General features: G+C 66.3%; 11 protein-coding genes. All 11 read left to right on the top strand.

The features are described from left to right. The first annotated feature begins 125 nt into the window (after positions 1-125). A complete protein-coding gene (locus tag LDO54_RS05025) occupies positions 126-1,817 on the top strand; it encodes a glycosyltransferase family 39 protein (protein WP_224007282.1) in 1,692 nt (563 codons plus the stop codon). A gap of 251 nt (positions 1,818-2,068) precedes the next feature. Continuing rightward, positions 2,069-2,440, top strand: a complete 372-nt coding sequence (locus tag LDO54_RS05020) for an SMR family transporter (RefSeq protein WP_224007279.1) — start codon at positions 2,069-2,071, stop codon at positions 2,438-2,440. Positions 2,441-2,542: 102 nt separating this feature from the next. Next, positions 2,543-3,718: a DegT/DnrJ/EryC1/StrS family aminotransferase gene (locus LDO54_RS05015; RefSeq protein ID WP_224007276.1), complete on the top strand. Its 1,176-nt coding sequence runs from the start codon at positions 2,543-2,545 to the stop codon at positions 3,716-3,718. 112 nt (positions 3,719-3,830) lie between these two features. Continuing rightward, positions 3,831-4,943: a glycosyltransferase gene (locus tag LDO54_RS05010; protein WP_224007274.1), complete on the top strand. Its 1,113-nt coding sequence runs from the start codon at positions 3,831-3,833 to the stop codon at positions 4,941-4,943. Next, the gene (locus LDO54_RS05005; protein WP_224007271.1) at positions 4,940-5,908 is read left to right on the top strand and encodes a formyltransferase; all 969 of its coding nucleotides are present in this window, start codon (positions 4,940-4,942) and stop codon (positions 5,906-5,908) included. Before LDO54_RS05010 ends, LDO54_RS05005 begins: the two co-directional genes overlap by 4 nt. Further along, positions 5,905-6,957: a bifunctional UDP-4-keto-pentose/UDP-xylose synthase gene (locus LDO54_RS05000; RefSeq protein WP_224007269.1), complete on the top strand. Its 1,053-nt coding sequence runs from the start codon at positions 5,905-5,907 to the stop codon at positions 6,955-6,957. The genes LDO54_RS05005 and LDO54_RS05000 overlap by 4 nt, the downstream gene beginning before the upstream one ends. A gap of 18 nt (positions 6,958-6,975) precedes the next feature. Beyond that, the gene (locus tag LDO54_RS04995) at positions 6,976-7,872 is read left to right on the top strand and encodes a polysaccharide deacetylase family protein (protein WP_224007267.1); all 897 of its coding nucleotides are present in this window, start codon (positions 6,976-6,978) and stop codon (positions 7,870-7,872) included. A 148-nt stretch (positions 7,873-8,020) separates the two neighbouring features. Further along, positions 8,021-8,482, top strand: coding sequence for a peroxiredoxin (locus tag LDO54_RS04990; RefSeq protein ID WP_065060077.1), 462 nt, complete (start codon positions 8,021-8,023; stop codon positions 8,480-8,482). A gap of 396 nt (positions 8,483-8,878) precedes the next feature. After that, positions 8,879-10,732 carry a PhoH family protein gene (locus LDO54_RS04985; protein WP_224007265.1) on the top strand — a complete coding sequence of 618 codons (1,854 nt, stop codon included), beginning with the start codon at positions 8,879-8,881 and terminating at the stop codon, positions 10,730-10,732. A gap of 277 nt (positions 10,733-11,009) precedes the next feature. Further along, complete coding sequence (locus LDO54_RS04980) at positions 11,010-12,080, top strand: C40 family peptidase (protein ID WP_224007263.1); 1,071 nt, start codon at positions 11,010-11,012, stop codon at positions 12,078-12,080. Positions 12,081-12,221: 141 nt separating this feature from the next. Then, positions 12,222-13,028 carry an SDR family NAD(P)-dependent oxidoreductase gene (locus tag LDO54_RS04975; protein WP_224007261.1) on the top strand — a complete coding sequence of 269 codons (807 nt, stop codon included), beginning with the start codon at positions 12,222-12,224 and terminating at the stop codon, positions 13,026-13,028. Positions 13,029-13,070: the final 42 nt, after the last annotated feature.

The following is a 13,070-nucleotide window of genomic DNA, read 5'->3' as shown; positions in this document are numbered from 1 at the left end:
CCGCCTTAAGCTCGCCTTCAGGTACGCTCCCCGTGCCGTAGTACACTTGCGCGCCGCGCGGGCCTGGCGCGTAGCCACGCCGCCGCCCGACCGACTGCAACGTTGACAAAAACAGGCTGGAATCCATGAACGATACGCCCTCGCGGCTGCCGCTCAACCGCAGCGCGATCCTGCTTCTGATCGTCGCTCTCGCCGTGATCTGGTTCGTGCCGCTCGGCTGGCGCCATCTGCTGCCGAGCGACGAAGGCCGCTACGCCGAAATGGCGCGCGAAATGCTCGCGTCCGGCGACTGGATCACGCCGCGCTACAACGACTACAAGTATTTTGAGAAGCCGCCGCTGCAAACCTGGATGAACGCGCTCACGTTTGCCTGGTTCGGCATCGGCGAATGGCAGGCGCGCCTCTACACGGCGCTGACCGGCTTCGCGGGCGTGCTGCTGATCGGCTTCACCGGCGCGCGCGTGTTCAACGCCGCCACCGGCTTCTTCGCCGCCGTCGTGCTCGCCTGCGCGCCGTACTGGAACCTGATGGGCCACTTCAACACGCTCGACATGGCCCTGTCGTTCTGGATGGAGCTCACGCTCTGCGCGCTGCTGCTCGCCCAGCGCCCGAACCTGCCGCGCAACACCGCGCGCCTGTGGATGTGGGTCTGCTGGGGCTCGATGGCGCTCGCCGTGCTCTCGAAGGGTCTCGTCGGCCTGATCCTGCCGGGCGCCGTGCTGGTGCTCTACACGCTGGTCGCGCGCGACTGGGCGCTCTGGAAGCGTCTCTACCTCGTGAGCGGCCTGATCGTGTTCTTCGCGATCGTCGCGCCGTGGTTCGTGCTGGTGCAGGAGCGCAATCCCGAGTTCTTCAACTTCTTCTTCATCGTCCAGCAGTTCCAGCGCTATCTGACGCCCGCGCAGAACCGCCCCGGCCCGTTCTATTACTTCGTGCCGGTGATGCTGGTGGGCTTCCTGCCGTGGCTGTCCGTGAGCGTGCAGAGCCTGCGCCACGCGCTGCGCACGCCGCGCCAGCCGAACGGCTTCGCCCCCGTCACGCTGATGCTGGTCTGGAGCGCGTTCATCTTCCTGTTCTTCAGCGCGTCGCATTCGAAGCTGATCTCGTACACGCTGCCGATCGCCCCGCCGCTCGCGCTCGTCATCGGCCTCTATCTGCCGCTGATGACGAAAAAGCAGTGGAACCGTCATCTGATCGGCTATGCGCTGCTGGCCGTCGCGCTGATGGCCGGTTCGTTCGTGCTCACGCGTCTCGGCGACTCGCGCAACCCCAACGCGCTCTACCGCGAATACCAGGTCTGGGTGTTTGCGGCGGCCGCCTGCGCATTCATCGCGACGATGATCGGCCTGCGCCTCGCCCGCGCGAAGAACACGCCCGAGACCGGCGCGCGCGCGCCCGCCCTGGCGCTCGGCACCGCGTGGCTGCTGCTCGCGACCATCGCCGGCACGGGCCACGATGTGTTCGGCACGCTGAGTTCCGGCGCGCCGCTCGCGCCCGCCGTGCGCGCGGCCATCGCCAAGCTGCCGCCCGACACGCCGTTCTATTCGGTCGGCGTGCTCGATCACACGCTGCCCTTCTACGTGCGCCACTCGATGACGATGGTGGAAGTCACCGACGAACTGGCCTTCGGCATCTCCGAGGAGCCGCAGAAATGGGTGCCGACCGTCGCCGACTGGGAGCAGCGCTGGAAGGCCGAGCGCTATGCGCTGGCGCTCCTGCCCGCGCAGCGGTACAACGAACTGGCCGCGCAGGGCTTCCCGATGCAGGTGATCGCGCGCGACGCGCGTCGCGTGGTGGTGGAAAAGCCGCAACCCTGAGCCTGCGCGGAGCGGCGGCGCGCTTGAGCGATAATGCCGGGTTGCGGGCCTGAAGGCGCGCGTCCGGCAGCCGGCTCACGCGCCTTCAGGCCCGAGCCGCCCGGCGCGTGGCGATGGTGCGGCAAGCGCCCGGCCAATGTTGCGGCCAATGCCTGGCGAGCGGCGACGCAAAATCCGCCGCGAACCGCCAGCCGGGCCCGCCCGGCCCCGCGCCCGGTCCGCCCCCATAACCGAATTGACCATCGAGAACGATGAATCCGATTTCCCTTATCTGTATCCTGGCCGGCGTCGGCCTGAATGCCTGCGCGCAACTGTTGCTGAAAGCCGGTGTCAATGCCGTTGGACACTTCGAATTCACCCGTGCGAACATCCTGCCCATCGGCTGGAAGCTCGCCACGCAGCTGCCGATCGTCGGCGGACTGACCTGCTACGTGTTCAGCGTGGTGGTCTGGATCGTGGGCCTGTCGCGCGTCGACGTCTCGATCGCCTATCCGATGCTCTCGCTCGGCTACGTGGTCAACGCGTTCGCGGCCTGGTATCTGTTCGGCGAAGTGATGAGCGTGCAGCGCCTCATCGGCATCGGCATCATTCTGATCGGCGTGTTCGTGCTGGCGCGCAGCTAGGCCGCATCGCCATTCGAAGCAAATCGTAAGGTCCGCGGCGCATGCTTCGCCGCGCCGCCGCAGCCTCACCCACTATCTGACGTTCTGACGAGCCAAGCCCTCATGACCCAGTCATCCGCGCAGTCCTCCGTTCCGTTCCTCCCGTTCGTCAAACCCGAGATCGACGAGGAAACCATCCAGGGCGTCGTCGACGTGCTCCGCTCGGGCTGGATCACGACCGGTCCGCAGAACCAGGCCTTCGAAGCCGCGCTCTCCGAGTATTGCGGCGGCCGTCCGGTGCGCACCTTCAACTCGGGCACGGCCACGCTGGAGATCGGTCTGCGCATCGCGGGCGTCGGCCCCGGCGACGAAGTCATCACCACGCCGGCCTCGTGGGTGTCCACGAGCAACGTGATCTACGAAGTGGGCGCGACGCCCGTGTTCGCCGACATCGACCCGCTCACGCGCAACATCGACCTCGACAAGCTCGAAGCCGCGATCACGCCGCGCACCAAGGCGATCATTCCGGTGTTCCTGTCGGGCCTGCCCGTCGACATGGACCGCCTCTACGCGATCGCCCGCCAGCACAAGCTGCGCGTGATCGAGGACGCGGCCCAGGCGTTCGGCGCGAGCTGGAACGGCAAGCGCATCGGCGAGCTCGGCGACATCGTCTCGTTCAGCTTCCACGCCAACAAGAACCTCACGGCGATCGAAGGCGGCGCGCTCGTGCTCAACAACGAGGACGAAGCCGAACTCGCGCGCAAATACCGCCTGCAAGGCATCACGCGCACGGGCCTCGACGGCATGGACTGCGACGTGCTCGGCGGCAAGTACAATCTGACGGACGTGGCCGCGCGCGTGGGCCTCGGCCAGCTCAAGCACATCGAGCGTTTCACGCTGCAGCGCCGCAATCTCGCGAAGGCGTATTTCGCGGGCTTCGAAGGCGGCGCGGCCGTGAAGCTGGGCATGGGCCTGCCGCACGCCGACTTCGCGAACAGCAACTGGCACATGTTCCAGATCACCCTGCCGCTCGAACAGCTCACGCTCACGCGCGCGGAATTCATGGAACAGCTCAAGGAGCGCGGGATCGGTTCGGGCGTGCACTACCCGGCCATCCATCTGTTCACGCTCTATCGCGAGCGCGGTTTCCGTGCGGGCATGTTCCCGCACGCGGAGCGGTTCGGCGAGACCACGGTCACGCTGCCCCTCTTCACGCTGATGACGGAAGCCGACGTCGCGCGCGTATGCCGCGCCGTCAACGACATCTGCACGCAGTTCGCGAAGTCAGCACAGAAGTAAGCACCGCCAGGAAGTACACGCACGGAGTGGGCGCTGTTCGGTCAATCGCGCCCCGCCGGCCCGCCGTACACTGTCGTGCAACACGGATTACCCCAACGGAAAAGACGCACACATGAGTCAAACGGAACAACGCACCTTGACGCCGGAAGCGCCGGAAGTCTCGGTCATCATTCCGGTCTACAACGAGGAGGCCGGACTGGCCGCGCTGTTCGCGCGCCTGTACCCGGCGCTCGACAAGCTCGGCACCTCGTACGAAGTCATCTTCATCAACGACGGCAGCCGCGACCGCTCCGCCGCGATGCTCGCGGAGCAGTTCCGCGCGCGTCCCGATACCACGCGCGCGATCCTGCTCAACGGCAACTACGGCCAGCACATGGCGATCCTCGCGGGCTTCGAGCAGTCGCGCGGCGAGATCGTCATCACGCTCGACGCCGACCTGCAGAATCCGCCCGAGGAAATCGGCAAGCTGGTCGAGAAGATGCGCGAAGGCTACGACTACGTGGGCACGATCCGCATGCAGCGCCAGGACAGCCTGTGGCGCCGCAAGGCTTCGCAGGCCATGAACCGGCTGCGCGAGCGCATCACGCGCATCAAGATGACGGACCAGGGCTGCATGCTGCGCGCCTACAACCGCCATATCGTCGACACGATCAACCGTTGCGGCGAAATCAACACCTTCATTCCGGCGCTCGCATACACCTTCGCGCAGAACCCGGTCGAAGTCGACGTCGCGCACGAAGAACGCTTCGCGGGCGAGTCGAAGTACTCGCTCTACAGCCTGATCCGCCTGAACTTCGACCTCGTCACGGGCTTCTCGGTCGTGCCGCTGCAATGGCTGTCGTTCATCGGCGTGATTCTCTCGCTGGGCTCGGCGGGCCTGTTCGTGCTGCTGCTGATCCGCCGCTTCATCATCGGCGCGGAAGTGCAAGGCGTGTTCACGCTGTTCGCGATCACGTTCTTCCTGCTCGGCGTGATCATCTTCGCGCTCGGCCTGCTCGGCGAGTACATCGGCCGTATTTATCAGCAGGTGCGTGCGCGTCCGCGCTATCTGGTGCAGACGATTCTCGAAGCGCGCAACGGCCGCGAAGTGGTCGACGTGCCGCGCCAGGACATCGTGCAAGGCGTGCAGGCTTCGCTGAGCCTCGGCGGCGCGGCGAACCAGAACGGCGACTCGCGTGACGCATCGCGCGACGACCAGGACGCGCGCCACGGAGCCCAGTCATGAAAGCACGCGCTGTCGTCTTCGCGTATCACAACGTGGGCGTGCGCTGCCTGCAGGTGCTGCTTGCGCGCGGCGTCGACGTGGCGCTCGTCGTCACGCACGAAGACAGCCCGACCGAGAACATCTGGTTCGGCAGCGTGAAGTCGGTGGCCGAAGAACACGGCATCGACGTCATCACGCCCGCCGATCCGAAGAGTCCCGAGCTGCGCGCCGCGATTGCCGCCGCGAAGCCCGACTTCATCTTCTCGTTCTACTACCGCCACATGCTGCCGGTGGACCTGCTCGCGCTCGCCGCGCGCGGCGCCTACAACATGCACGGCTCGCTGCTGCCGAAGTACCGCGGCCGCGTGCCGACCAACTGGGCGGTGATCAAGGGCGAAACGGAAACCGGCGCGACGCTGCACGAAATGGCCGCGAAGCCCGACGCGGGCGCGATCATCGCGCAGACGCCGGTGCCGATCCTGCCCGACGACACGGCCGCGATGGTCTTCGACAAGGTGACGGTGGCCGCCGAGCAGACGCTCTGGCGCGTGCTGCCCGCCTTGATCGCAGGCGAAGCGCCGCATCTGCCGAACGACCTCTCGCAAGGCAGCTATTTCGGCGGGCGCAAGCCCGAAGACGGCCGGCTCGACTTCTCGCAGAGCGCGCAGGACGTCTACAACCTGATCCGCGCGGTCGCGCCGCCGTACCCGGGCGCGTTCACGGACATCGGCGCGCATCGCTTCGTGATCGCGCGCGCGCGGCTCGTGCGCCCCGGCACGCAAGACGCCGAACGGGCTCGCGCCCTCGCCGGATTGCCCGCCGGCATCCACGTAAGCGATAATGCGCTTTTCGCCCTTTGCGGCGACGGCCGCGCCATCGCGATTCACGAACTGCGGCACGCACCGAATCTGGAACACGGCGGTCAAGAGACCGTCGTCACGTCCGCCGCGTTCTCCGACCTCATTTCATCTGTCCCCCGTCCATGAAAAAAGTTCTGATCCTGGGTGTCAATGGCTTCATCGGCCATCACCTCTCCAAGCGCATCCTCGAGACCACGGACTGGGAAGTGTTCGGCATGGACATGCAGACGGACCGCCTCGGCGATCTGGTCAAGCATGAGCGCATGCACTTCTTCGAAGGCGACATCACGATCAACAAGGAGTGGGTCGAGTATCACGTCAAGAAGTGCGACGTGATCCTGCCGCTGGTCGCCATCGCCACGCCGGCCACCTACGTGCAGCAGCCGCTGCGCGTGTTCGAACTCGACTTCGAGGCGAACCTGCCGATCGTGCGTTCGGCGGTCAAGTACCGCAAGCACCTCGTCTTCCCGTCGACCTCCGAGGTCTACGGCATGTGCTCGGACGAGCAGTTCGATCCGGACGCGTCGGCCCTCACCTACGGCCCGATCAACAAGCCGCGCTGGATCTACGCGTGCTCGAAGCAGCTCATGGACCGCGTGATCTGGGGCTACGGCATGGAAGGCCTGAACTTCACGCTGTTCCGTCCGTTCAACTGGATCGGCCCGGGCCTCGACTCGATCTACACGCCGAAGGAAGGTTCGTCGCGCGTCGTGACGCAGTTCCTCGGCCACATCGTGCGCGGCGAGAACATCAGCCTCGTCGACGGCGGCGCGCAAAAGCGTGCGTTCACCGACATCGACGACGGCATCGCAGCGCTGATGAAGATCATCGAGAACAAGGACGGCGTCGCCTCGGGCAAGATCTTCAACATCGGCAACCCGACCAACAACTTCTCGGTGCGCGAACTCGCGCACAAGATGCTGGCGCTCGCCGCCGAATTCCCGGAATACGCGGAAACGGCGAAGAAGGTCCAGCTCGTCGAGACCTCGTCGGGCGCGTACTACGGCGCGGGCTACCAGGACGTGCAGAACCGCGTGCCGAAGATCGACAACACGATGCAGGAACTCGGCTGGGCGCCGACGTCGACCTTCGACGAAGCGCTGCGCAAGATCTTCGAAGCGTATCGCGGCCATGTCGGCGAAGCGCGCGCGCTCGTCGAACAGCAGCAAGCGTAACGCCGGGGACTACGCCACTTGGCCCGCATCGTTCTCAAGATCGACGTCGACACGCTGCGCGGCACGCGTGAAGGCGTGCCGAATCTCGCGCGCATCTTCGACCGCTACAAGGCGCGCGCGACCTTCCTGTTCAGCCTCGGCCCGGACCATACGGGCTGGGCGCTGCGCCGCGTGTTTCGCCCGGGCTTTCTGAAGAAGGTCTCGCGCACTTCGGTGGTCGAGCATTACGGCATCAGGCAGCTGATGTACGGCGTGCTGCTGCCCGGCCCCGACATCGGCGTGGAAGCGGCGGCGCAGATGCGCGCGATTCACGAAGCCGGTTTCGAGTGCGGCATCCACACGTGGGATCACGTGTACTGGCAGGACAACGTGCGTACGCGCGACGCGCAATGGACCGCGCGTCAGATGCAGAAGAGTCACGACCGCTTCACGCGCATCTTCGGCACGCCGCCCGTCACGCACGGCGCGGCAGGCTGGCAGATGAACGAGTCGGCGTTCGAGCAGATCGACGCCTGGGGCATGCAGTACGCCTCGGACGGACGCGGCCATTCGCCCTATCGTCCGGTCGTGAACGGCCGCACGCTCAACCACGTGCAGATGCCCACCACGCTGCCTACGCTCGACGAAGTGCTGGGCGTCGACGGCGTGGACACGGACACCGTGGCCGCATGGATGCTCAAGCTCACGGAAAACAATCCGCGCGATCAGGTGTTCACGCTGCACGCCGAGCTCGAAGGCCAGAAGCTCGCGCCGGTGTTCGAACAACTGCTCGCGGGCTGGCGCGCGCAGGGCCACACGTTTGCCACGATGGGCGACTACCATGCGACGCTGGACCCGGATTCGCTGCCATCGTACCCTGTCACCTGGGGCGAGATCGCGGGCCGTTCCGGCCAGCTGATCGTCCAGCCCGACTGAACCCCGCCGCCCGCGCCACCGCGCTTCCTTCGCGCACGCAGCCCATGCCGCCAGCACGGCGCCGCGAGCGGCACACACCGTCCCGGCCGACCGGCGCCCGCGCCGCCCCCGCGCCAGCCAATAAAAAAGGGAGAGCCACGTGCCTGACGTGACCATCGCTGTCGACCAACCCGTTCCCGACTTCACTGCGCCCGCCACGGGCGGCGACTTCACGCTGTCGAGCCTCAAGGGCAAGAAGGTCGTCCTCTACTTCTATCCGAAAGACAACACGCCGGGCTGCACGCGCGAAGGCATGGAGTTCCGCGACCTGTTCGCGAAGTTCAAGAAGGCCGGCGCCACCATCGTGGGCGTCTCGCGCGACAGCGTGCGTTCGCACGATAACTTCAAGGCCAAGCTCGAACTGCCGTTTACCTTGGTATCGGATGGCGACGAAGCGCTGTGCTCGCTCTTCGGCGTCATCAAAATGAAGAAAATGTATGGCAAAGAAGTGCGTGGAATCGAGCGCTCCACCTTCCTCATCGACGCCGACGGCGTGCTGCGCCGCGAGTGGCGTGGCCTCAAGGTTCCGGGCCACGTCGAGGAAGTTCTGGAGGCTGTACAAGCGCTTTGAGGCGCGTTATATTGGGCTGCAATGAGTGCCTGTCCAACCCATTTTTTGATGCATTGCAGCGGTCTCGCAACCGGTCACGCCGTGGCCGGAAATGCGCTTCCGGGGCAGCGTGTCAGCACAGCAGTCAAGCCGCTTGCCTCGTCAGTCGGGGCGGCGGCTTTTTTGTTGGCCTTTCTGTTGAATCTCACTCCCTCCACGCCGTGCCGGCGTAGCGACCCGGTGCGCGTCAACGTCAAGGAGCCGATCGAAAAACAGGCGAACCGGCATTTTCAGACCTGAGCGCGCACCCAGCGCGGTCACGGCGGCGGCCTACCCGGCTGTCCGCACGCGCCGCCCGAAAGCGCACCTTACTGGGTAACCCCGCGACCACTCGACCCGAATTTTTCGAGGGACACCATGCCTTTGCCTACTCCCCCCAGCAAGCTCGGCAACCTGCTGCCGCCCGAGGAATACAAGGCGCGCGCGAAGACCTCGCGCAGCACCCGCAAAGCAGCGGGTGAAAACGACGCCGCCGACGTTGCCTCGGAACTTGCCAACGACGTCGCCGCCTATGGTGCGGCAAGCGTCGCCGAACCGATGACCGAAGCGGCGAACGCCGCGACCACGCTGCGTACCGTGCCGCTGCCTTCCGCCAGCGCCGAACTCGCCGCGCTCGAACCCGTCGCGCCGGCCCCCGCACGAAAACGCAAACAGACCGCCGCGCTGCTGCAGCCGCTCCAGGCCAATGCCACGCCGGCCGCCGAAGCACCCGTCGCGCGCAGCGGCAAACAGCCCGCGGCCAAGGCTTCGGGCGGCACGGCTGCGCCGGCCACGCGCGGCAGCACGAAAAAACGCGTGCACCCGGAAGAAACCGTCGAAGTACAGAAGATGTTCGTGCTCGACACCAACGTGCTGATGCACGACCCGACCTGCCTGTTCCGTTTCGAGGAGCACGACGTCTATCTGCCGATGATGACGTTGGAAGAACTCGACAACCACAAGAAAGGCATGTCGGAAGTCGCGCGCAACGCGCGTCAGGTCAGCCGCACGCTCGATCAGCTCGTGGCGAACGCGGGCACGATCTCGGAAGGCATTTCGCTCGCGCGCCTCGGCAGCCGCGAGGCGCTCGGCCGCCTGTATTTCCAGACCACGCTCACGCACATCGATCCGGTCGACGGCCTGCCCGAAGGCAAGGCCGACAACCAGATCCTCGGCGTGGTGCGCGCGCTGCAACGCGACCGGCCGGATCGCCTCGTCGTGCTGGTGTCGAAAGACATCAACATGCGGATCAAGGCGCACGCGCTCGGCCTGCCCGCCGAAGACTATTTCAACGACCAGGTTCTCGAAGACAAGGACCTGCTGTACTCGGGCATCCGCGCGCTGTCGCAGGACTTCTGGGCGAAGCACGCCAAGGGCATGGAGTCCTGGCAGGACACCAAGACCGGCACTACGTACTACCGCGTGACGGGCCCCGAGTGCGCGTCGATGCTCGTCAACGAGTTCGTCTATCTCGAGCCGCAGAACGGCGAGCCCGCGTTCCACGCGATCGTGCGCGAGCTCAACGGCAAGACGGCACTGCTGCAAACGCTGCGTGACTACGGCCACCACAAGAACAACGTGTGGGGCATCACGGCGCGCAACCGCGAGCAGAATTTCGCGCTGAACCTGCTGATGAATCCCGAGATCGACTTCGTCACGCTGCTCGGTCAGGCCGGTACCGGCAAGACGCTCGTCGCGCTCGCGGCGGGCCTCGCGCAGGTGCTCGACGACAAGCGCTACAACGAGATCATCGTGACGCGCGCGACGGTGCCGGTTGGCGAGGACATCGGCTTCCTGCCGGGCACGGAAGAGGAAAAGATGCAGCCGTGGATGGGCGCCTTCGACGACAACCTCGAAGTGCTCCAGAAGACCGACGACGCCGCCGGCGAATGGGGCCGCGCCGCGACCCAGGAGCTGATCCGCTCGCGCCTGAAGGTCAAGAGCATGAACTTCATGCGCGGCCGCACCTTCGTCGACAAGTATCTGATCATCGACGAGGCGCAGAACCTCACGCCGAAGCAGATGAAGACGCTCGTGACGCGCGCGGGCCCCGGCACGAAGATCGTGTGCCTCGGCAACATCGCGCAGATCGACACGCCGTATCTGACCGAAGGCAGCTCGGGCCTGACCTACGTGGTCGACCGCTTCAAGGGCTGGGCGCATAGCGGCCACGTGACGCTGGCGCGCGGCGAGCGTTCGCGCCTGGCCGATTACGCGTCGGACATTCTGTAAAACGCCCTGCGGCACGGGTTCCCGCCCGCGCCGCACGCTTCACGCCGTACCTGAAAGGACCGTATTCGGATCACCGGATACGGTCCTTTTTTCTTGCGCAATGCCCGCTGGCGCGCGGATTTCGGGGCAGCGCGGCGTACCGAAGCCGCAACAGATCGCGCGTGAACTTCAAGTAATTCCTCAAGATTTCTTGCCGAAGCCCTGTGCGACGGGCTACCATCCGACCATTACCGGTTTTCCCCAATGGCGGACGCGCGTCGTTCGCCGTCCGCTTTTAATGCGTCGACTCTGGCTTCCGTTGCTGATCGTGATGTTCCTTGCGGCGTGTTCGAGCGCGCCGCAGAAGGTGTCGCGCGGCAGCGGATCGAGCGGCGGCTACGAGTGGCGCACCAAGCCGCCCGGCTTCCCCAATTTCGTCGACCACAGCATCGGCCGCGAGGAAATCTCGATCCAGGCGATGGGTCTCGTCGGCATTCCCTACCGCTGGGGCGGCAATACGCCCGATAGCGGCTTCGATTGCAGCGGTCTTGTGAAATATGTGTTCGCACGCGCCGCGTCGGTGGACCTGCCCCGCACCACGGCAGACATGAGCCAGCGCGGCGAGTCGATCGAACCCGACGAAATCGCGGCCGGCGACCTCGTGTTCTTCAACACCACCGGACGACCGCATTCGCACGTGGGCATTTACGTCGGCAACCTGCGCTTCGTGAATGCGCCGTCGACGGGCGGCACGGTGCGGCTCGACTATCTGACCAATCCGTACTGGGCGAAGCATTTCGACGGCATCCGCCGCATGGCGCCGCCCAAACGTGCGCCGAGCACGCCGTTCGATACGCCGACCTATGAAGCCGCCGCGCCCGCGCCGGTCACGCCGACCGCGAGCGTGGCGATTGCCGCGCCTGCGGCGCGCGTGAGCGCTGCGGCGGCGGATCAGCGACGCCTGACGACCGCGCCGCCAGGCACTTACACGAACACGGCAGCGATACCCGTGGCATCGCCGCAACCAGCCGCTGCCTCCGCCGATGCCTTCGAGCCGCCGCCCGCCGCAATGGGCGCCGCCCAAATGCAGGCGCGCGACGCGGGCGCGGTCGCCGCTGCGCCGAGCGCCAATGCGCCGGACGCCATCGACGCCGCCGCGGATGCCTTCGAGCCCCCGCCGCCGCGGGCGTCCGCCGCCGAACGCCAGGCTGCGCAGGCCGGCTCCACGGCCATCCAGCCGGTGCAGCCCATGCAACCCGCGCAGGCACCGGTCCAGATCATGCGCGCCTCGACAGCGGGCGCCGCTTCACCCGCCCCCACGCAATCGAGCGACGATCCGATCGCGCGTTTCGCCAACGGCGCGTACTAGGCGCACGCCACCGGCCGACACGGCCCTCAGCCCGAATCGCCCTGGCCGGAAGGCCAACGTCTGCTTCCGGCGGTTCCGTGCGCCCGCCGCGTCTGCTATCGTTTTGGTACTGTTTTTGGACTTTTCCGCAGCGAGGCAGCGATGGATCTCGGACTCCGCAACAAGGTGGTTCTGGTCACGGGCGGCAGCAAGGGTATCGGGCTGGCCTGCGCCCGCGCGTTCGCCCAGGAGGGCGCGAAAGTCGCGATCGTCTCGCGCGAGCCGGCCAATCTCGCGCGCGCCCGCGAGCAGCTGGCGAGCGAAGGCCTGCACGTGCATCTCACGCGCGCCGACCTGCACGAGGCGCACAGCGCCGCCGACGTGGTCGAGGAAGTCTCCACGGCCGTCGGCCCCATCGACATCCTGATCAACAGCGCGGGCGCCGCCCGCCGCTACGACCCCGAATTGCTCGACGCCGAGGCCTTCAAGGCCACCATGGAAGCCAAGTACTTTCCGTACATCTATCCGCAGCAGGAAGTGCTGCGCCGCATGGTGGAGCGGATCAAGGCGGGCAAGGCGCTGGAGCCGGGCGCGATCGTCAATATCATCGGCATGGGCGGCAAATACGCGAGCGACATCCATATCGCGGGCGGCGCGGCCAACGCGGCGCTCATGCTCGCGACGGTCGGCCTCGCGCACTATCACGCGCGATACGGCATCCGCATCAACGCGATCAATCCGGGCGCCACGCTCACGGAGCGGCTTCAGGAAGCAGTGAAACTCGAAGCGGGCCGCGAAGGTGTCAGCGCCGAGGAAACCCTCGCACGCGGCGAGGCCAAGGTGCCGCTCGGGCGCTACGCCAAACCCGAGGAAATCGCCGACGTGGCGCTCTTTCTCGCCAGCCGCCGAGCGAGCTACGTCACGGGCGCAATCGTGCCGATGGACGGCTGCACCACGCCCGTGATCTGAGGCGGCGCGCCGCGCATAAAAAAACGGCGCCCGAAGGCGCCG

It is taken from the genome of Paraburkholderia tropica (genome assembly GCF_914484835.1).
Taxonomy (GTDB): domain Bacteria; phylum Pseudomonadota; class Gammaproteobacteria; order Burkholderiales; family Burkholderiaceae; genus Paraburkholderia; species Paraburkholderia tropica_A.
This window is presented reverse-complemented; position numbering and strand designations above follow the sequence as displayed.

Coding starts and splice junctions, on each gene's coding strand:
- LDO54_RS05025 (WP_224007282.1), top strand. CDS start 126: ATGAACGATACGCCCTCGCGGCTGCCGCTCAACCGCAGCGCGATCCTG.
- LDO54_RS05020 (WP_224007279.1), top strand. CDS start 2,069: ATGAATCCGATTTCCCTTATCTGTATCCTGGCCGGCGTCGGCCTGAAT.
- LDO54_RS05015 (WP_224007276.1), top strand. CDS start 2,543: ATGACCCAGTCATCCGCGCAGTCCTCCGTTCCGTTCCTCCCGTTCGTC.
- LDO54_RS05010 (WP_224007274.1), top strand. CDS start 3,831: ATGAGTCAAACGGAACAACGCACCTTGACGCCGGAAGCGCCGGAAGTC.
- LDO54_RS05005 (WP_224007271.1), top strand. CDS start 4,940: ATGAAAGCACGCGCTGTCGTCTTCGCGTATCACAACGTGGGCGTGCGC.
- LDO54_RS05000 (WP_224007269.1), top strand. CDS start 5,905: ATGAAAAAAGTTCTGATCCTGGGTGTCAATGGCTTCATCGGCCATCAC.
- LDO54_RS04985 (WP_224007265.1), top strand. CDS start 8,879: ATGCCTTTGCCTACTCCCCCCAGCAAGCTCGGCAACCTGCTGCCGCCC.
- LDO54_RS04980 (WP_224007263.1), top strand. CDS start 11,010: ATGCGTCGACTCTGGCTTCCGTTGCTGATCGTGATGTTCCTTGCGGCG.
- LDO54_RS04975 (WP_224007261.1), top strand. CDS start 12,222: ATGGATCTCGGACTCCGCAACAAGGTGGTTCTGGTCACGGGCGGCAGC.